19 protein-coding genes and 1 pseudogene are annotated in these 18,816 nt (G+C 61.3%); 14 read left to right on the top strand and 6 right to left on the bottom strand.

Features of this window, described 5'->3' with window-relative positions; translation table 11 throughout:
• Window positions 1-219 precede the first annotated feature (219 nt).
• From ACSPX5_RS15650 to ACSPX5_RS15635, 4 genes are all read left to right on the top strand, one after another.
• Window positions 220-933 carry a GntR family transcriptional regulator gene (locus tag ACSPX5_RS15650; RefSeq protein ID WP_439819875.1) on the top strand — a complete coding sequence of 238 codons (714 nt, stop codon included), beginning with the start codon at window positions 220-222 and terminating at the stop codon, window positions 931-933.
• Entirely contained in the window at window positions 930-1,928 is a 999-nt protein-coding gene (locus ACSPX5_RS15645) for an ADP-ribosylglycohydrolase family protein (RefSeq protein ID WP_169431422.1), read from the top strand. The genes ACSPX5_RS15650 and ACSPX5_RS15645 overlap by 4 nt, the downstream gene beginning before the upstream one ends.
• A gap of 148 nt (window positions 1,929-2,076) precedes the next feature.
• A complete protein-coding gene (locus ACSPX5_RS15640; protein WP_207865534.1) occupies window positions 2,077-3,543 on the top strand; it encodes a purine-cytosine permease family protein in 1,467 nt (488 codons plus the stop codon).
• Window positions 3,536-4,465, top strand: coding sequence for a PfkB family carbohydrate kinase (locus ACSPX5_RS15635; protein ID WP_439819874.1), 930 nt, complete (start codon window positions 3,536-3,538; stop codon window positions 4,463-4,465). Before ACSPX5_RS15640 ends, ACSPX5_RS15635 begins: the two co-directional genes overlap by 8 nt.
• 41 nt (window positions 4,466-4,506) lie before the next feature.
• On the opposite strand, the gene ACSPX5_RS15630 is transcribed toward ACSPX5_RS15635, so the two are convergent.
• The 4 genes and pseudogenes from ACSPX5_RS15630 to ACSPX5_RS15615 form a co-directional block, all read right to left on the bottom strand.
• The gene (locus tag ACSPX5_RS15630; protein ID WP_439819873.1) at window positions 4,507-4,887 is read right to left on the bottom strand and encodes a Rho termination factor N-terminal domain-containing protein; all 381 of its coding nucleotides are present in this window, start codon (window positions 4,885-4,887) and stop codon (window positions 4,507-4,509) included.
• Between the two features lie 88 nt (window positions 4,888-4,975).
• Window positions 4,976-5,230: a hypothetical protein gene (locus ACSPX5_RS15625; RefSeq protein WP_011335416.1), complete on the bottom strand. Its 255-nt coding sequence runs from the start codon at window positions 5,228-5,230 to the stop codon at window positions 4,976-4,978.
• 59 nt (window positions 5,231-5,289) lie between these two features.
• On the bottom strand, window positions 5,290-5,634 hold the full coding sequence (locus ACSPX5_RS15620; RefSeq protein ID WP_169431419.1) for a hypothetical protein: 345 nt from the start codon (window positions 5,632-5,634) through the stop codon (window positions 5,290-5,292).
• Window positions 5,635-5,716: 82 nt separating this feature from the next.
• Window positions 5,717-5,860 (bottom strand): annotated as a pseudogene (locus tag ACSPX5_RS15615) (HD domain-containing protein); the annotation flags it as partial.
• 71 nt (window positions 5,861-5,931) lie between these two features.
• Between ACSPX5_RS15615 and ACSPX5_RS15610 the strand changes: the two are divergent.
• The 6 genes from ACSPX5_RS15610 to ACSPX5_RS15585 all read left to right on the top strand — a co-directional run bounded on the left by ACSPX5_RS15610 (window position 5,932) and on the right by ACSPX5_RS15585 (window position 11,703).
• Window positions 5,932-6,414: a GNAT family N-acetyltransferase gene (locus ACSPX5_RS15610; protein ID WP_039770630.1), complete on the top strand. Its 483-nt coding sequence runs from the start codon at window positions 5,932-5,934 to the stop codon at window positions 6,412-6,414.
• 192 nt (window positions 6,415-6,606) lie between these two features.
• Window positions 6,607-7,596 carry a 2-dehydro-3-deoxygalactonokinase gene (locus ACSPX5_RS15605; RefSeq protein ID WP_439819872.1) on the top strand — a complete coding sequence of 330 codons (990 nt, stop codon included), beginning with the start codon at window positions 6,607-6,609 and terminating at the stop codon, window positions 7,594-7,596.
• A 19-nt stretch (window positions 7,597-7,615) separates the two neighbouring features.
• Window positions 7,616-8,236, top strand: a complete 621-nt coding sequence (locus ACSPX5_RS15600) for a 2-dehydro-3-deoxy-6-phosphogalactonate aldolase (protein WP_169431417.1) — start codon at window positions 7,616-7,618, stop codon at window positions 8,234-8,236.
• 47 nt (window positions 8,237-8,283) lie between these two features.
• Complete coding sequence (dgoD, locus tag ACSPX5_RS15595; protein WP_007950849.1) at window positions 8,284-9,432, top strand: galactonate dehydratase; 1,149 nt, start codon at window positions 8,284-8,286, stop codon at window positions 9,430-9,432.
• A 96-nt stretch (window positions 9,433-9,528) separates the two neighbouring features.
• Window positions 9,529-10,839, top strand: a complete 1,311-nt coding sequence (locus ACSPX5_RS15590; RefSeq protein WP_439819871.1) for an MFS transporter — start codon at window positions 9,529-9,531, stop codon at window positions 10,837-10,839.
• A 60-nt stretch (window positions 10,840-10,899) separates the two neighbouring features.
• Window positions 10,900-11,703 (top strand): IclR family transcriptional regulator, encoded by an 804-nt coding sequence (locus ACSPX5_RS15585; protein WP_169431414.1) that lies wholly within the window; start codon window positions 10,900-10,902, stop codon window positions 11,701-11,703.
• A 4-nt stretch (window positions 11,704-11,707) separates the two neighbouring features.
• On the opposite strand, the gene ACSPX5_RS15580 is transcribed toward ACSPX5_RS15585, so the two are convergent.
• Window positions 11,708-12,760, bottom strand: a complete 1,053-nt coding sequence (locus ACSPX5_RS15580; RefSeq protein ID WP_011335405.1) for an NAD(P)-dependent alcohol dehydrogenase — start codon at window positions 12,758-12,760, stop codon at window positions 11,708-11,710.
• A 191-nt stretch (window positions 12,761-12,951) separates the two neighbouring features.
• Between ACSPX5_RS15580 and ACSPX5_RS15575 the strand changes: the two genes are divergently transcribed.
• The gene (locus ACSPX5_RS15575) at window positions 12,952-13,842 is read left to right on the top strand and encodes an AraC family transcriptional regulator (protein WP_011335404.1); all 891 of its coding nucleotides are present in this window, start codon (window positions 12,952-12,954) and stop codon (window positions 13,840-13,842) included.
• Window positions 13,843-14,024: 182 nt separating this feature from the next.
• On the opposite strand, the gene ACSPX5_RS15570 is transcribed toward ACSPX5_RS15575, so the two are convergent.
• Complete coding sequence (locus ACSPX5_RS15570) at window positions 14,025-15,689, bottom strand: electron transfer flavoprotein-ubiquinone oxidoreductase (RefSeq protein ID WP_169431412.1); 1,665 nt, start codon at window positions 15,687-15,689, stop codon at window positions 14,025-14,027.
• 525 nt (window positions 15,690-16,214) lie between these two features.
• On the opposite strand from ACSPX5_RS15570, the gene ACSPX5_RS15565 reads away from it, so the two are divergent.
• The 3 genes from ACSPX5_RS15565 to ACSPX5_RS15555 all read left to right on the top strand — a co-directional run bounded on the left by ACSPX5_RS15565 (window position 16,215) and on the right by ACSPX5_RS15555 (window position 18,813).
• A complete protein-coding gene (locus tag ACSPX5_RS15565) occupies window positions 16,215-16,964 on the top strand; it encodes an electron transfer flavoprotein subunit beta/FixA family protein (RefSeq protein WP_007950859.1) in 750 nt (249 codons plus the stop codon).
• A 2-nt stretch (window positions 16,965-16,966) separates the two neighbouring features.
• Window positions 16,967-17,896, top strand: coding sequence for an electron transfer flavoprotein subunit alpha/FixB family protein (locus ACSPX5_RS15560; RefSeq protein ID WP_085710904.1), 930 nt, complete (start codon window positions 16,967-16,969; stop codon window positions 17,894-17,896).
• An 80-nt stretch (window positions 17,897-17,976) separates the two neighbouring features.
• Window positions 17,977-18,813 (top strand): substrate-binding periplasmic protein, encoded by an 837-nt coding sequence (locus tag ACSPX5_RS15555; RefSeq protein WP_439819870.1) that lies wholly within the window; start codon window positions 17,977-17,979, stop codon window positions 18,811-18,813.
• Window positions 18,814-18,816 lie beyond the last annotated feature (3 nt).

Genomic DNA, 18,816 nt, shown 5'->3' with positions numbered 1-18,816 from the left:
ACTCTACATTGACCTGAAGAATCCAGTCGATTAAGGATTCGGCAAAGCCTTTTCAGGTCGGCGTACCTCCCGAATATCCCCCATTCAGTCCCCTCTCCCTCCGGGAGAGGGCTAGGCGGGCGGCGTTCCGATGAGGGCGCTCTTGATCTTCCCGCCTTCCGTCACCCCACCCAAAATTTCCCTTGCCCGTCCCAACCCGTTTCGGTTATCACTTTGTACATGATTAGACAGGTACGATTTGACAAGAAACAACGGGTGGTCGACGAGCTCGTCCGACGCATCGAAAGCGGCCTCATGGAGGACGGCTTTCTGTTGCCCGGCGAGCATCAGTTGGCTCAGGAATTCAACGTCAGCCGTGGCACGTTGCGCGAAGCGCTGGCCGAACTGAAGCGGCGCAATTACATCGCCACGCAAAGCGGGGTCGGTTCCATCGTCACGTTTGACGGGGTGGCGCTGGATCAGCGCAGCGGCTGGGCTCAGGCCTTGGCCGACAGCGGGGCGATGATCAATACCGACGTGTTGCGCCTGGATGCCGTGACCCGCGAGGATCTGCTGCCGCGTTTCGGCTCCGATCAATTCATTCTTCTCGAACGTCGCCGCCGTTCCAACGATGGCACGGCGGTGTCCCTTGAACGCTCTCTGATGCCCGCCAGCGGAGGCCTGGAAAGCCTGCCGCGAGTCGGCCTGATCGATAACTCCCTGACCATCACCCTGGCCGCCTACGGTTACATCGGCGAGCGCGGCGACCAGTGGATCGGCGCCGAGCCGCTCAACGCTGTCGATGCCGAACTGCTCGGGCGCCCTGAAGGCACGGTATTTCTGAAAGCGCTGCGCACCACTTACGACCGGCAAAATCGCTTCATGGAGCAAGTTGAAAGCCTGCTCGACCCGGTGCATTTCCGTCTGCACCTGCAATTTGGAGAATCGAAATGACCGCCCTCGACCGTGCCCTGGGCGCGTTTTATGGCCTGGCCCTGGGCGACGCGCTGGGCATGCCGACGCAATCGCTGAACCGCGAAGCCATCAAACAGCGCTTCGGCCAGATCACCGATCTGCAAGACGCCGGCCCCTTGCAACCGATTGCCGCGAACATGCCCAAAGGCTCGATCACTGACGACACCGAACAGGCGATTCTGGTCGGCGAGTTGCTGATCGAAGGCAAGGGCCGGATCGAGCCGGCGGTGCTCGCGCAACGGTTGATCGAATGGGAAGCCGAGATGCAGGCCAAGGGCTCGCAGGACTTGCTCGGTCCGTCGACCAAACGTGCAATCGAAATGATCCTCGCCGGCCATTCGCCGGAAGAGGCCGGGCGCTACGGCACCACCAACGGCGCAGCGATGCGCATCACCCCGGTGGGGATCGCGGCGGATGTCGCCGATCCGGAGCGCTTCATCGCGGCGGTGGTGCAGGCCTGTCAGGTCACTCACAACACCACGCTGGGGATTTCCAGCGCGGCAGCGGTGGCGGCGGTGGTTTCGGCCGGCATCAACGGCCTCGATCTGGGCGCGGCGCTGAACCTCGGCCAACAGATCGCTCAGCAAGCGGAAACCCACGGGCACTGGGTGGCCGGTGGGCGCATCGCTTCGCGGATCAGTTGGGCGCGCAGCATCAGTGTCGAGAGCGACCCGGTGTTGCTCGCGGATCTGCTGTACGACGTGATCGGCACCTCGGTGGCCTCGCAGGAATCGGTGGTGGTGTCGTTCGCCCTCGCGCAGCAAGTCGCGGTCGGTGAAATGACGCCGTTCGATGCGCTGTGCATGGCCGCGAGCCTGGGTGGCGACACCGATACCATCGCCGCGATTCTCGGCGCCATGCTCGGGGCCTGCCTGGGCCTGCAGAGCTGGCCGGCACCGATGATCGAGACGGTGAAGGCCGTCAACGATCTGGAGCTGGAACCGTTGGTGCAGGGGCTGTTGGCCTTGCGTTGATTGAACTGGCGTCATCGCGAAAAGGCGCACCACAAATCTCGAATTTTCACCCGCAATGGATCGCGCAGACAGGCCCAGGAAGGGCGGGATGTCTGGTCGTTCTGCGTCATTGCCACAACCACAATAAAGGCAAACAGGAGCATTTTTCATGAGTTCATCGAACGCCGGGCAAAGCGCCGGGCAACTGGAAACCCGGGGCATCGAACCGGTGCCGGAAGGCGAGTGCAACGGCCATCCGCTGCAACTGTTCTGGGTCTGGTTCGCGGCCAACATTTCCATCCTCGGCCTGCCGCTGGGCGCCACGCTGGTTGCGTTTCGCGGTCTGGCGATCTGGCAGGCGATTATCGTCGCCATTCTCGGTGCTGCCGGTTCGTTCGCGGTGGTGGGGATCATCTCGATTGCCGGCCGTCGCGGTCGTGCGCCGAGCCTGACGTTGTCCCGGGCGATCTTCGGTGTGCGCGGCAATATCGGCCCGACGCTGGTGTCGCTGATGTCGCGCCTGGGCTGGGAAACGGTCAACACCACCACTGCGGCGTTCGTGCTGTTGTCGTTGTGCTCGATCCTGTTTGGCTCGCCGGTTGAAGCCAAAAGCGCGCCGGTGTTGACCCTGATTTTCATCGCGATTTTCGTGTTGCTGACCTTGTCGGTTTCCGGCCTGGGCCACGCCACCTTGCTGGTGATCCAGAAATGGGCGACCTACGTGTTCGGCGCGCTGAACATTCTGGTCGGCGGCTTCCTCTGCGCGACCATCGACTGGAGCGCGGTGTTCAATGCCACGCCAGCGCCGATGAGCGCGATGATCATCGGCATCGGCACCATGGCCGCCGGCACCGGGATCGGCTGGGCCAACGCTGGCGCCGACATGTCGCGCTATCAGCATCGCAGCGTCAAAGCCGTGCGCCTGGTTGCGTCTGCAGCATTCGGTGCGGGTATTCCGCTGGTACTGCTGATCACCCTTGGCGGCCTGCTCTCGGTGGGCAACAACGACCTGGCGTCGGCGACTGACCCGATCGTGGCGATCCGCGACATGTTGCCCACCTGGATGGCTGTGCCGTATCTCATCACCGCGTTCGGTGGTCTGTTGCTGTCGAACAACCTGTCGGTGTATTCCGCCGGCCTGACCACGCTGACCCTCGGCCTGAAGGTCAAACGCGTGTACGCGGTGGTGGTCGATATCGTTGCGATCTTCGCCGGTTCGATCTACTTCATGCTGATCGCCGACAGTTTCTACGGCCCGTTCATCACTTTCATTTCGCTGCTGGCGGTACCGATCACCGCGTGGGTCGGGATCTTCGTGGTCGACCTGATTCACCGTCACTACTACAGCCCGAAAGACCTGCTCGATGTCAGCCCGAGCAGCGCCTACTGGTACAGCGGCGGCATCGAGTGGCGCGCATTCGGCGCGTGGGCGATTGCCATCGTGCTGGGCTTCAGTTTCACCACCATCGGCACCACGGCTGAAAATGTCTGGTTCAAGGGCTTCCTGTCCGACTCGTGGCTGGGCCACAACGGCCTCGGCTGGATCGTGACGTTCGTGGTCGCCGGCGGCATTTACTTCGTACTCGGCGGGGCGAGAGATCGCCGCGCTGCGCAAACCGAGAATGCTCATGCCTAAGATGTTGCACACCGGCCAGGTCATCATCGACCTGGTCATGGCCGTGGAGGCGCTGCCGCAAATCGGCGGTGACGTGCTGGCGCAGTCCGCCAGTTTCGAAGCCGGCGGCGGTTTCAATGTGATGGCTGCTGCTGTGCGCAACGGTTTGCCGGTGGTCTATCTCGGTCGCCACGGTAACGGTCGTTTCGGCGATCTGGCGCGGCAGGCGATGAACGCCGAAGGCATCCGCATCGGCATCGAACAGCCTGCAGAACGCGACACCGGGATCTGTGTGGCGCTGACCGATGCGTCGGCCGAGCGCAGTTTTATTTCCTACATCGGCGCCGAAGGCGAGGTCACTGCGACTGAACTGAACAGCGTTGCCACCGAGGCAGGAGACTACGTCTACGTCAGCGGCTACAGCCTGCTGCACAGCGGCAAGGCCCAGGCGTTGCTGGAGTGGACGCTGGCGCTGGCGAAGACGATCAACGTGGTGTTCGATCCGGGCCCGCTGGTGGAATCGCCGGACTCACCGATGATGCAGGCGTTGCTGCCGCGCATTGATGTGTGGACCAGCAACAGCGTCGAGGCGCTGCGTTTCACAGACGCGGCGGACATCGAAACAGCGCTGGACCGCTTGGCCGTGCACCTGCCACAGGATGTGCTGATGGTGGTGCGCGACGGCCCGCAGGGTTGCTGGACTCACCAGCGCGGCGAACGCCGGCATGTACCGGGTTTCAAAGTGCAAGCCGTGGACAGCAACGGCGCGGGTGACGCGCATGCAGGCGTATTCGTCGCTGGACTGGCGCGAGGGCTGTCCGCTCACGAAGCCGCAAGGCGCGCCAACGCCGCGGCTGCGTTGGCCGTCACCCGCTGGGGCCCGGCGACCGCACCGGGCACTGCCCAAGTCGATGCGCTGATCCGTGAGACTTGCGATCACTGATCGATCGCGAAAAGGCCAGAATATTCAGCGCAAAGCCTGATTCAACTCGCCTTGCGCAATGCCGCAATCAACTCATCCTTGCGCATCGACGAGCGCCCGGGAATCTTCCGTTCGCGGGCCTCCTTTCGCAGGCTGTCGATCGTCTGCACTTCGCGCGAAGCCTTGCTGTCGCGCGAATGCCCTTCACGACTCACCGCCGCGCGCCGCGCCGATTCCTTGCGATCCTCGGCCTTGGCGCTGGCAGGTTTGCGGCGCCCGGAGCCTCCGGCCTTCTCACCACCGCCGGACTGTTTGTTCACCGTCGCCCAGGCGCGGGCTTCAGCTTCGTCCTTGGACATCCCTTTGTTCTGATAGCTGTCTTCGATGTGTTTGGCTTTGCGCTTTTGCTCTTCAGTGTATTTGGCTTTGCTTCCACGAGGCATGACGATTCTCCTTGTATCCGGATAAATCTCTGCATGAACTGGCGCAGGCAGTGCATTCGACCATTGCCTGCGCCAGCGACTGGAGGCGTCAGGTATCGAGTTTACGGGCCGCTTCCACACCCGCAGCGCTGAGCTTGATCGGCAGATTCAGCGAATGTTCTCCCGCTTCATTGCAAGTGATGTGTCCGTGGTGAATCAGTCCACGCTCCTGCAAGGCGGCGAGGGCGCTGGCCACGACTTTCTCGCCGCGATAATTGTCCAGCACCTCTTTGCCGAGGCCGCTTGGATGTGCATGCAACAGGCGGGTGAGGACTTCTTTTTCCAGGTTTTTATCGACGTTCATGGTTACCTCTTCAGGGAAGTGGATAAGACATGTTGCGTGTTGCGTGGATCACGCACGGATCACTGGCCTGCGCCTTCAGAGCCCGAACCACCCGTGGTGGTTTTCGAGCCGACGCCTGGACCGGCGTTATCCGGGGTAGCCGGAGCGTTGGGTGTGTTCATCCCGCCCTGGCGACCGGGATCGCTGCCCTGGGTGCGAGGATCGGTTCCCGTGGCGGGTGGCTGATTGATCAGCGGTACACCCGAACCGTCGGTATTCATACCGGGGGCGCTGTTGATGGCGGGGGCTCTTGGCTGGGTAACCGGATCGGTCGGCCCGGTACCGGCAGCGGTAGTCGAGGCGGCAAATACCGCCGGGCTGAGGAGGGTAGCGAATACGAGCGCAGTCAACCTTGACGAGATCATAGGGGGTCTCCAGTGATTGAAATCCTTACCTCCTGTTGGTCTGCCCTCGTGAAAGATTGGTGCCTGATGATCGACGAACGGTTCAGAAAGGCTGAGCGCTTTCGAGGCCGATCTCTTCCTTGAATTGCTCCATGAAACCTTTCAAGCGTCGATGACGGAGCTGCGCCAGGCGCTGACCGGCAACGGTCTGAAAATCGTCGGCAAGGTGCAGCAGTCTGGTCTGGAAAGGATTGCCATGTGACGAGCGCCGCGCGCCGCCTTAGTATGGCGTTTTCTTTTTTCCGACAAGGCCCGTCCATGACGATCGAAATCCGCCCGGCGACCCCCAGCGATGCTCCGCAAATCCTCGCGTTCATCACTGAACTTGCAGACTTCGAAAAGGCCCGTCACGAAGTCATCGCCAGCGTCGCCGACATCGAGCGCAGCCTGTTCAGCGAAGGCGCCACTGCTCATGGCCTGATCTGCCTGCGCGACGGTCTGCCGATCGGTTTCGCGGTGTTTTTCTTCAGCTATTCGACCTGGCTGGGCAGCAACTGCCTGTACCTCGAAGATCTGTACATCACCCCCGAACAACGGGGCGGCGGCGCCGGCAAAACCCTGCTGCGCCACCTCGCGAAAATCGCCTGCGCCAACGACTGCGGCCGCTTCGAATGGAGCGTGCTGGACTGGAACACCCCGGCCATCGAATTCTACAAATCCCTCGGCGCCCAACCGCAGGAAGAGTGGGTGAGGTATCGCATGGATGGCAAGGTGTTGCGGGAGTTTGCCGAGGGCAACTGAGCCCGGCGTAAAAGATCGCAGCTGTCGGCAGCTACTGCAGGGAAATCGTTATTCCCGCAAGCACTGCCGACGGCTGCGATCTTTTTTTGTCTTCGTCCCATAATGTGGGAATGATATTTATATATTGAGATTTTGCTTTACTCAGGTTTATAGTCCGGCTCACTCACTGCCAATAACAAAACAGGTGAAGCGATGCTGGCGCAATTGATCGCGCTCGATTGGGGGACGACCTCACTACGTGCTTACAAACTCGCGGCGGGCGGGCAGGTGCTGGCGCAGCGGTCGCTGTCGTTCGGGATCATGCAGTTGCCGAAGACGCCGCGCGTCATCAACGGTTGCGAATGCTCCGACGGTTTTGAACTGGCGTTCGACGAGGCGTGCGGCGACTGGCTCGATGCGCAACCCGGCTTGCCGGTGATTGCCTGCGGCATGGTCGGCAGCGCTCAGGGCTGGCGCGAAGCGTCCTACCGCGATACGCCGGCCAACGTGGCCGATCTCGGAAAATCCCTGCAAACCGTTCGCAGTCTTCGCGGTGTCGACGTGCATATCGTGCCGGGTGTGATTCAGCGTTCGGCACTGCCGAACGTGATGCGCGGCGAGGAAACCCAGGTCCTCGGCGTCCTGCAGAACCTGCCGATCGAGGCGGGCAATGATCTGCTGATCGGCCTGCCGGGCAGTCATTCGAAATGGGTGGAAGTGGCCGATGGCTGCATCACTCGTTTCGACACCTTCATGACCGGCGAAGTGTTCGCCGTGCTCAGCGAACACAGCATTCTCGGCCGTACCCAACAGCACAGCGCAACGTTCAATGCCGAGGCGTTTGATCGCGGCGTGCAGGTGGCGTTGTCGGCGGAGGGCGAGATCGGCGTGCTGTCGACCTTGTTCAGCGCCCGCAGCCTGGGCCTGACCGGTGAACTCAGCGCCACCGCGCAACCGGACTATCTGTCCGGCCTGCTGATCGGCCACGAGCTGACGGCGCTGGCCGCTGTGCAACGACGCCGGCGCAACAGCGCACAGCTTCCTTCGATCGTCCTCATCGGCAACGCACAGTTGTGCGCCCGTTACAGCCGGGCCCTCGACGCCTGCGGTTTTGCCCGGGTGACGCTGGCCGAGCAAGCCACCGAGCGTGGGCTGTGGCAACTGGCGCTCGCCGCCGGACTGATCGATTCCTCATCCCGTTAACCCTGACTGGAGGCCTGACATGCTCAAGCAAGCACTGGCGCAAAACGGTTTGATCGCGATCCTGCGCGGCCTGCATCCGCAGGAAGCTGCTGCTGTCGGAGAAGTCCTGTATGCGGCCGGATTTCGCGTCATCGAAGTACCGCTCAATTCCCCCGAACCGTACGAAAGCATTCGCATCCTGCGTGAGACCCTGCCCGCCGATTGCCTGATCGGTGCCGGCACGGTGCTGACCCCGGAACAGGTCGAACGGGTGAAGGAAGCGGGCGGCCAGGTGATCGTCATGCCCCACAGCGATGCCAAGGTATTGCGGGCGGCGAAAGCGGCGGGGCTGTACCTGTCGCCGGGCGTCGCCACGCCGACCGAAGCCTTCGCGGCGCTGGAGGAGGGGGCCGACATTCTCAAGCTGTTCCCGGCCGAACAGATGGGCCCGGCAGTGGTGAAAGCCTGGCTGGCGGTGCTGCCGGTGGGGACGATCCTGGCGCCCGTCGGCGGCATTACACCGGACAACATGCAGGTGTTCATCGACGCTGGCGTCAAAGGCTTCGGCCTCGGTTCCGGGCTGTTCAAACCGGGCATGACGACTGAGCAAGTGGCGGCTAATGCCAAAGCGTACGTGGCGGCCTGGAAAGCCCTTCGCTGAGACTTTTTGGCGCTGCGTGCGCTGCATCTAACAAGAGAGACAAAAAGATGAAAATCACCAAACTGACCACCTTCATCGTCCCGCCGCGCTGGTGCTTCCTGAAAGTCGAAACCGACGAGGGCGTGACCGGTTGGGGCGAGCCCGTGGTCGAGGGCCGCGCCCACACCGTCGCCGCTGCGGTCGAGGAATTGTCCGACTACCTGATCGGCAAAGACCCACGCAACATCGAAGACATCTGGACCGTACTGTATCGCGGCGGCTTCTACCGGGGCGGCGCGATCCACATGAGCGCACTGGCCGGCATCGACCAGGCGCTGTGGGACATCAAGGGCAAGGCGCTGGGCGTGTCGGTCAGTGACCTGCTCGGCGGTCAGGTGCGGGACAAGATCCGTGTGTATTCGTGGATCGGCGGCGACCGTCCGGCGGACACTGCGCGGGCCGCGAAAGAGGCGGTGGGCCGTGGTTTTACGGCGGTGAAAATGAACGGCACCGAAGAGCTGCAATTTCTCGATACCTTCGAAAAGGTCGACCTGGCGCTGGCCAACGTTGCCGCCGTGCGTGATGCGGTGGGGCCGAACGTCGGCATCGGCGTCGACTTCCATGGCCGGGTGCACAAGCCCATGGCCAAGGTGCTGATGAAGGAGCTCGACCCGTACAAACTGATGTTCATCGAAGAGCCGGTGCTCAGCGAAAACTACGAAGCGTTGAAAGAACTGGCTCCGCTGACCAGCACCCCGATTGCCCTCGGCGAGCGACTGTTTTCGCGCTGGGACTTTAAACGGGTGTTGAGCGAAGGTTACGTCGACATCATCCAGCCCGATGCCTCCCACGCCGGCGGTATCACCGAGACCCGCAAGATCGCCAACATGGCCGAAGCCTACGACGTGGCGCTGGCGCTGCACTGCCCGCTGGGGCCGATTGCACTGGCGGCGTGTCTGCAACTGGACGCCGCTTGTTACAACGCGTTTATCCAGGAGCAGAGCCTGGGCATCCATTACAACGAGAGCAATGACCTGCTCGATTATGTGAAGGATCCACGGGTGTTCGACTACGACAAGGGCTTCGTGAAGATCCCGAACGGCCCGGGCCTGGGGATCGAGATCAACGAGGAATACGTGATCGAACGCGCGGCGGTCGGCCACCGCTGGCGCAACCCGATCTGGCGTCATGCCGATGGCAGTTTTGCCGAGTGGTGAGTCGCTGATTTCCTGCCGTATCCAGTAAGTCAGATCTCCAGGGAGCGGAGATCTGCATCCCCCCGACCTCAATAAACATAAAAAGAGGCGCTCCCCATGCAACCGCAAACCCTCACCGGGCAAGCGACGTTAGTCACGCCCAGCCGCAAGCGGTTTTTCATCATGGTGTTGCTGTTCATCACCGTGGTCATCAACTACCTCGATCGTAGCAATCTGTCGATTGCCGCCCCGGCGCTCACTTCCGATCTGGGCATCGACCCGGTGCATGTCGGGCTGATCTTTTCCGCATTCGGCTGGACCTACGCTGCCATGCAGATCCCCGGCGGTTGGCTGGTGGATCGCGTGCCGCCGCGCATTCTTTACAGCGTTGCGCTGTTGTTGTGGTCGCTGGCCACCGTGATGCTCGGGTTCGCCGCCAGTTTCATCGCGCTGTTCGTGCTGCGCATGGCGGTCGGTGCGCTGGAAGCGCCGGCGTACCCGATCAACAGCCGTGTGGTGACAACCTGGTTCCCCGAGCGTGAGCGGGCCACGGCCATCGGGTTCTACACCTCCGGGCAGTTTGTCGGGCTGGCGTTTCTGACCCCGGTGCTGGCGTGGCTGCAACACGAGTTCGGCTGGCACATGGTGTTTGTCGTGACCGGCGCGGTGGGCATCATCTGGGCGGCGATCTGGTACGCGGTGTATCGCGAGCCGCGTGATTTCAAAGGCGCCAACGAAGCGGAAATCGACCTGATCCGCGAGGGCGGCGGCCTGGTGGATATCGCCGCTGAAACTGCAAAAGTGAAGGCGAAATTCAGCTGGACCGATCTCGGCATCGTCCTGAGCAAACGCAAGTTGTGGGGGATCTACCTCGGCCAGTTCTGCCTCAACTCGACGCTGTGGTTTTTCCTGACGTGGTTCCCGACCTACCTGGTGAAATACCGCGGCATGGACTTTATCAAGTCCGGTCTGCTGGCTTCGCTGCCGTTTCTCGCCGCGTTCATCGGCGTGCTGTGCTCCGGGTTCTTTTCCGATTTCCTGATCCGCCGTGGCTGCACCGTCGGGTTTGCGCGCAAACTGCCGATCATTGGCGGGTTGCTGATTTCTACCTCGATCATCGGGGCCAACTTCGTCGAGTCGACGCCGCTGGTGATTGCCTTCCTGGCCCTGGCGTTTTTCGGCAATGGGCTGGCGTCGATCACCTGGTCGCTGGTCTCGACGCTGGCGCCGGCGCGGTTGCTGGGCTTGACCGGTGGGGTGTTCAACTTCATCGGCAATCTGTCGGCGATTGCCACGCCGATTGTCATCGGCTTTCTCGCCAGCGGCGATTCGTTTGCGCCGGCGATCACCTACATCGCGGTTCTGGCATTGATCGGTGCTTTGTCCTACGTGCTGCTGGTGGGCAAGGTCGAGCGCATCGAGTTGTAGTCGTCCCTGTCGGGCGACCATAATGCCGCCCGTTCCCTCGCTCAACGCTAAAGGCTGGATATGCAGGAAGACGCCCCGAAAAATGCCAAGGACGCCGCGCCGACCGGCACCCAGACCCTGCTTCGCGGGTTGGGTGTGGTGCAGGCGGTTGCCAGTGGCGCCCGCGATCTCAAAGAGATTGCCCGCCTGATCGGCACCACCCGCAGCACCACTCATCGTCTGGCCAGTTGTCTGGTGGACGAGCGTTACCTGCGCGTCGTGCCGCAAGTCGGTTACCTGCTGGGGCCGAAGCTGATCGAACTGGGTTTTCAGGCGCGTGAAGAGTTGCCGTTGGCGACATTGGCCGGGCCGTATCTGGACGAGTTGTCGGCGCTGACCGGCGACACCGTTCACCTGGGGATTCGTGAAGGCGACGAAGTGCTTTACCTGCTGAAGAATCCGGGACGCAACGGCCCGGAAATGCGTTCGCGGGTTGGCCATCGCATGCCGTTGGCACGAACCGGAATCGGTAAGGCGCTAATGCTGGATGATTCGCCGCAGGATTGGCAGCGGCTGTACGAAATCAGCCTGCCGGCGGGCGGGAAAAGTCAGTTCTGGCCGCAGCATCCCCAGCAGTCGTGGGAGCAAATGGCGCAACGGATGACCGAGTATGTGGCCGGTGGCTATGCGTTCGATCTGGAAGACAACGAGCCGGCGATCCGCTGCGTGGCGGCGCCGATCCGCGACGCGAGCAAGCGCATCGTCGCGGCGATCAGCATCGCCAGCACCGTGCCGTACATGCCGCTGGAGAAAATGGCCGAGCTGATTCCCCTGATCAAAGGAGTCACAACCCGGCTCTCGGCGGAGCTTGGCTTGAAGGTCTGAGGAATCAGAGCTTCAGAGTCGCCATGTCGATGACGAAGCGATACTTCACATCACCGGCGATCATGCGGGCGTAGGCCTCGTTGATCTGGCGGATGTCGAGCATTTCGATGTCGCAGCTGATGTTGTGCTCGGCGCAGAAATCCAGCACTTCCTGGGTTTCGGCGACGCCACCGATCAGCGAACCGGCCAATACACGACGACCCAGTACCAGTTTGGCGGCGTGGACCGGCGGATCGATCGGTTCGATCAGACCCACCAGAATGTGCACGCCGTCGAAGCGCAGGGTGTCGAGGTACGGGTTGAGGTCGTGCTGCACCGGAATGGTGTCCAGCAGGAAGTCGAAACGACCGGCTGCGGCTTTCATCTGTTCTTCGTCGGTGGAGACGATCACGTGATCGGCGCCCTGACGACGACCTTCCTCGGCCTTGCTTGCCGAACGGGTGAACAGCGTCACTTCGGCACCCATGGCCTTGGCGAACTTGATGCCCATGTGGCCGAGGCCGCCCATGCCGAGAATCCCGACCTTGTCGCCAGCCTTCACGCCGTAGTGCTTGAGTGGCGAGTAGGTGGTGATGCCGGCGCAGAGAATCGGCGCGGCAGCCGCCAGATCGAGCTTCTCGGGGATGCGCACCACGAAGTGTTCGCTGACCACGATGCTGTCCGAATAACCGCCCATGGTGTTGCTGCCATCGACCCGGTCCGGGGTGGCGTAGGTCATGGTCGGGCCTTCGAGGCAGTATTGCTCGAGGTTCGACTGGCAGGCTTCGCAGGTGCGGCAGGAATCGACCATGCAGCCGACGCCGACCAGATCGCCGACCTTGTGCTTGGTAACATTCGCACCGACGGCGGTGACTTTTCCGACGATCTCATGGCCGGGCATCAACGGATAAACGGCGATGCCCCATTCGTTGCGCGCCTGGTGGATGTCGGAATGGCAGACGCCGCAGTACAGGATTTCGATGGCGACGTCGTCGGCACGAGGGCTGCGGCGTTCGAATTTCATCGGGGCGAGGGGCGTGGTGGCCGTTTGAGCGGCATAGCCGATGGCGGTGTACATGTGAAACCTCGCAAAAGCAGTGACAAGTGAGGTGGCGCATTCTGGGCGCCGTCTGGTCGTCCGGCCATGGCGATTCCTCCGGGTGTCATGCCTAATCCTCCGGCATGCGGGGGTGATCGGCCGCATTGGCAAAAGGATCTGCGATGATGCTTTTATCCCTTTTTCCGTGATTTTTTCTGAAGAGCCAGCCGATGCAATTGACTCGTCACCTTGATGCCAACGCCACCCTGGTTTCGCTGATCGAACCTCTGGCGCTGCGCGATGGTTACAGCCAGACCGGGCTGCCGGGCGTGCAAGTGTTGCGCGCCAGTTGCGACGTCGCCCGTGGCCCGCACATTTATGAACCGAGCCTGATGATCATTGCTCAGGGCAGCAAACTGGCGTATCTCGGCCCTCGCACCATGGAATATGGCGCCGGGCATTATCTGATCCAGGCGCTGCCGGTGCCGTTCGAGTGCGAGACCTATGCGTTGCCGGACGCGCCGTTGCTCGGCGTGTCGGTGGCGATCGACCGGGTGCTGCTCGGTGAGCTGGTGCTGGCCATGGGGCTGGCACCGGGGCGGCATATTCCGGCGCAGACACCGGAGTCGATGACCTCGGTGGTGCTCGACGATGACATGCGCGGTTGTGTCGAACGCTTGCTGCGCTGTCTGCACGATCCGCTGGAATGCCAGATTCTCGGACCGGCGCGGGTGCGTGAATTGTTGTTCGTCGCGTTGCGCGGGCCTCAGGCCGATGTGCTGCGGGCGCTGGTGGAGCAGCAGGGGCAATTTGCCCGGGTGGCGGCTTCGATCAGTCATCTGCATGCGCATTACACCGAGCCGTTGAACGTCGAGACGCTGGCCAGTTGCGCGAACATGAGCGTTTCGACCTTTCACGAACACTTCAAGCGCAGCACGCTGCTGTCGCCGGTGCAGTATCTGAAGCGTTTGCGCTTGTTGAAGGCGCAGACGTTGTTGATCGCCGAGGGGCTGGGTGTCGCCCAGGTTGCGCATCGGGTGGGGTATCAGAGCACGTCGCAGTTCAGTCGCGAGTACAAGCGCTATTTCGAACGCAGCCCCGGGGATGAGCGCGCTGCCTGAGTTGCCACAGTACCTGTGGGAGCGGGCTTGCTCGCGAATGCAGTGTGTCAGTTGACAGATATGCTGCCTGACACGACGCCTTCGCGAGCAAGCCCGCTCCCACATTGGTTTTGTGGCGTTGCAGGAATAGTGGGCAACAAAAAGGCCCCCATACAGGGAGCCTTGATGTTCAGCGATTCGACTTACATGTTCGGGTAAGTAGGGCCGCCAGCGCCTTCCGGCGTCACCCAGGTGATGTTCTGCGAAGGGTCCTTGATGTCGCAGGTCTTGCAGTGCACGCAGTTCTGGGCGTTGATCTGGAAGCGCTTCTCGCCGTCTTCCTTGGTGATCACCTCATACACGCCGGCCGGGCAGTAACGCTGCGCCGGTTCGTCGTACATCGGAAGGTTGCGGCTCAACGGGATGGTCGGGTCGGTCAGTTTCAAGTGACACGGCTGTTCTTCTTCATGGTTGGTACCGGAGATGAACACCGAGCTCAGTTTGTCGAAACTGATCTTGCCGTCGGGTTTCGGGTAGTCGATCTTCTTGCAGTCGGCCGCGAGCTTGAGGCAGGCGTAGTCCGGCTTGGTGTCGTGCAGGGTGAACGGCAGTTTGCCGCCGAAGATGTTCTGGTCCAGCCAGTTGAAACCACCGCCAACGATGGCGCCGAACTTGTGGATCGCCGGGCCGAAGTTGCGGCTGGCGAACAGTTCTTCGTAGAGCCAGCTCTTCTTGAACGCGTCGACGTAGGTGGTCAGCTCTTCAGTGCCGTCTTTCTCGGCGAACAGCGCGTCAGCCACGGATTCAGCGGCGAGCATGCCGGACTTCATCGCAGTGTGGCTGCCTTTGATCTTGGCGAAGTTCAGGGTGCCGAGGTCGCAACCGATCAGCGCGCCGCCCTTGAACACCATTTTCGGCAGCGAGTTCAGGCCGCCCTTGCAGATTGCACGTGCGCCGTAGCTGATTCGCTTGCCGCCTTCCAGGTACTGCTTGAGTACCGGGTGATGCTTGAGGCGCTGGAACTCGTCGAACGGCGACAGGTAGGTGTTGCTGTAGGACAGATCGACGATCAGACCGACCACCACCTGATTGTTTTCCAGGTGATAAAGGAAGGAGCCACCGGTGTTCTCGGTGCCCATGATGTCCATCGGCCAACCGGCGGTGTGTACTACCAGGCCTGGCTGGTGTTTGGCCGGGTCGACTTCCCAGATTTCCTTCAGGCCGATGCCGTAGTGCTGGGCGTCGGCATCGCTGTCGAGGTTGTAGCGCTTGATCAGCTGCTTGCCGATGTGGCCACGGCAGCCTTCGGCGAACAGCGTGTATTTGCCACGCAGTTCCATGCCCGGGGTGTACAGACCGTCTTTCGGATGACCTTCGCGGTCGACACCGAGGTCGCCGGTGATGATCCCGCGCACCACACCGTTTTCATCGATCAGCGCTTCCTGAGCGGCGAAGCCCGGGTAGATTTCCACGCCCAGGTTCTCGGCCTGCTGAGCGAGCCAGCGGCACAGGTTGCCGAGGGAAATAATGTAGTTGCCTTCGTTGTGCATGGTCTTGGGCACAAAGAAGTCAGGAATTTTCTGCGCGCTTTCGGCGTTTTTCAGCACGAAGATGTCATCGCGGGTGACAGGCGTGTTCAGCGGAGCGCCGAGTTCTTTCCAGTCCGGGAACAGTTCGTTCAGGGCCCGTGGTTCGAATACGGCACCGGACAGGATATGCGCGCCGACTTCGGAGCCTTTTTCGACCACGCAGACGCTGATTTCCTTACCGGCTTCGGCGGCCTTCTGCTTCAGACGGCAGGCGGCGGACAGGCCAGCGGGGCCGGCACCGACGATGACCACGTCGAATTCCATGTATTCGCGTTCCACAGGCTATCTCCTACTCAAGGCTCAACAGTTTTTTTTCTAATTTGGAGGTTCGGTGTCGTATCCGTTATTGCCTTTACGTTAACGTCAAGGGTAATAATGGGCAAACCACCTTTCTCTCTAGGCGGCGCATTATATCTACACCACTCTTAGCGTCCAATACAAACGTTTGTTTGAATCGGCTCCAGCCCAGAGAAATCAAAGAAGCGCGGCTTATGACAGGGCATTTTGGCGTATTGACCAGAATGGGCGTTCCGGTCAAGATACGGGCGGTTTTGCGCTCGCCGTAGGCTGAATGGTGGTTTCAAGAGCACCTCTAAAGACAGGGCGTAGGCGGTAACCGGTGATGCGCAGCGCAGGTTCGGCGCGCAGTTTACACACCGCGAAGCGGCATGACTCGTCGGTCACGACTGACGAACGGTCATCCCGCTCAGCCGGCGTTTTTAGAGGTGCCCTTGTGCCCGATGAGCATCAACCGCCAGGTTCGCCTAGGCGACTTTCTTTTCACCGGAGAGTAACGAGGAATCCATGAAGGTTCTTGTAGCTGTCAAACGCGTTGTGGATTACAACGTCAAGGTTCGCGTCAAGGCGGACAATTCCGGCGTAGACCTCGCCAACGTCAAGATGTCGATGAACCCGTTCTGCGAAATCGCAGTGGAAGAAGCCGTACGCCTGAAAGAGAAAGGCGTTGCGACTGAAATCGTCGTCGTCTCCATCGGCCCGTCCACCGCTCAGGAACAGCTGCGTACCGCACTGGCTCTGGGTGCCGACCGCGCCATCCTCGTCGAATCCGCTGAAGACCTGACTTCCCTGGCCGTGGCCAAGCTGCTCAAGGCCGTGGTCGACAAGGAACAGCCTCAGTTGGTGATCCTGGGCAAACAGGCCATCGACAGCGACAACAACCAGACCGGCCAGATGCTCGCTGCACTGAGCGGCTACGGTCAGGGCACTTTCGCCTCGAAAGTCGAAGTCTCCGGCGACAGCGTTGCCGTGACCCGCGAAATCGACGGCGGCGCGCAGACCGTTTCCCTGAAACTGCCGGCCATCGTCACCACCGACCTGCGTTTGAACGAGCCGCGCTACGCGTCCCTGCCAAACATCATGAAAGCCAAGAAGAAGCCTCTCGAGACGCTGACTCCGGACGCTTTGGGCGTTTCCACCGCCTCCACCAACAAGACCCTGAAAGTCGAAGCGCCAGCTGCACGCAGCGCGGGTATCAAGGTCAAGTCGGTGGCTGAACTGGTCGAGAAACTGAAAAACGAAGCGAAGGTAATCTGATCATGACTATCTTGGTAATCGCCGAACACGACAACAAGGTGCTGGCTCCGGCCACCCTGAACACCGTGGCTGCCGCTGCCAAAATCGGCGGCGACATCCACGTTCTGGTTGCGGGTCAAGGCGCTGGCGCCGTGGCTGAAGCCGCCGCGAAAATCGCTGGCGTGAGCAAAGTCCTGAACGCTGACAATGCCGCTTACGCGCATCAGTTGCCGGAAAACGTTGCTCCGCTGGTTGCTGAACTGGGCAAGGGTTACAGCCACATCCTGGCTGCCGCCACTTCCAACGGCAAAAACATCCTGCCGCGCGTAGCCGCCCAGCTGGACGTTGACCAGATCTCCGAGATCATCTCGGTAGAAAGCGCTGACACCTTCAAGCGTCCGATCTACGCCGGTAACGCCATCGCTACCGTGCAATCGACCGCTGCGATCAAAGTGATCACCGTGCGTGCCACCGGTTTCGACCCGGTTGCCGCTGAAGGTGGTTCGGCTGCCGTTGAAGCGGTTGCTGCTGCCCATAACGCCGGCACTTCCAGCTTCGTCAGCGAAGAGTTGGCCAAGTCCGATCGTCCTGAGCTGACCGCTGCCAAGATCGTCGTTTCCGGCGGCCGTGGCATGCAAAACGGCGACAACTTCAAACACCTGTACGCCCTGGCCGACAAGCTGGGCGCTGCCGTCGGTGCTTCCCGCGCCGCGGTCGACGCAGGTTTCGTACCGAACGACATGCAGGTCGGTCAGACCGGCAAGATCGTTGCACCTCAGCTGTACATCGCCGTCGGTATTTCCGGCGCGATCCAGCACCTGGCCGGCATGAAAGACTCCAAAGTGATCGTTGCGATCAACAAGGATGAAGAAGCGCCGATCTTCCAGGTGGCCGACTACGGCCTGGTGGCGGATCTGTTCGAAGCCGTACCTGAGCTGGAGAAGCTGGTCTAATCCGGCGGCTTCACTTATAAAGAGCCCGGCCTGTTGGTCGGGCTTTTTTTTGTCTCGGATTTGAGTGGGAGCGTTTCGCCATGGATCTGCATCGCCGGTTAGGCTTCTCGTTATTGCTGTGCTCCAGTCTGTTGCCGGGGTTGTCCAATGCAGCGGGCAAATGCGAGCGACTGGTCGTCACTGGCAGCCCTGACGCTCCGCCCTATCTGTGGCAGGACCCGCAAAACCCGAAACAACTGATCGGTGCCAGCGCTGACCTGTTGCAGCAGGTTGCGAAGGACCTGGGGATCAAGGTCGAGTTGCTCTATGCCGGTAAGCGCGCCCAGGCCCTCGACGAAGTTCGCAGTGGTCGCATGGATGTGCTGGCGGACGCTCCGCTGAACTTCAACGAGCTGGAAAATCTCGACTACATCCATCCTCCGCTACTGGAAAACGATTACCTGGTGTGGACGCGCAAGGGCTCGACGCTCGTCTATAACGAAGCCAAAGACCTGCATGGACATACCGGAGGCTTGTCGGAAAAGTCTCGAATGACCCAGGCATTCAGCACTTTTGCCGAGCAGCAATTGACCCTGACCCGGACGGCAAACCTGACCCAGGCGTTTCAGAAACTTCTGCTGGGGGAGGTTGAATATGTACTCGCCGGCCGCTACTCGGGGATGGCCGCCGCGCAGGCACTGGGCATGGCCAATGATCTGCTGGCTTTCGAGCAACCGATTGACCGGCCCGGTCTGTTCCTTGCGCTTTCCCACAACTCGGCTTGCAACGATCCGTGGTTGCGCGGACAGCTGGCCAAAAAGATGACAGAATTGCCCGCGTCCGGCCTGACGGAAGCCGCGCTGCAACGCAACATCGAGCGCTGGAAGGCGCAGCAGCAACAATCGCCGCAGCAACCTGTCAGCGCCCCAAAACAGTAGGGA

The organism is Pseudomonas sp. HLG18 (assembly GCF_051903985.1).
Taxonomy (GTDB): Bacteria; Pseudomonadota; Gammaproteobacteria; order Pseudomonadales; family Pseudomonadaceae; genus Aquipseudomonas; species Aquipseudomonas fluorescens_BT.
This window is presented reverse-complemented; position numbering and strand designations above follow the sequence as displayed.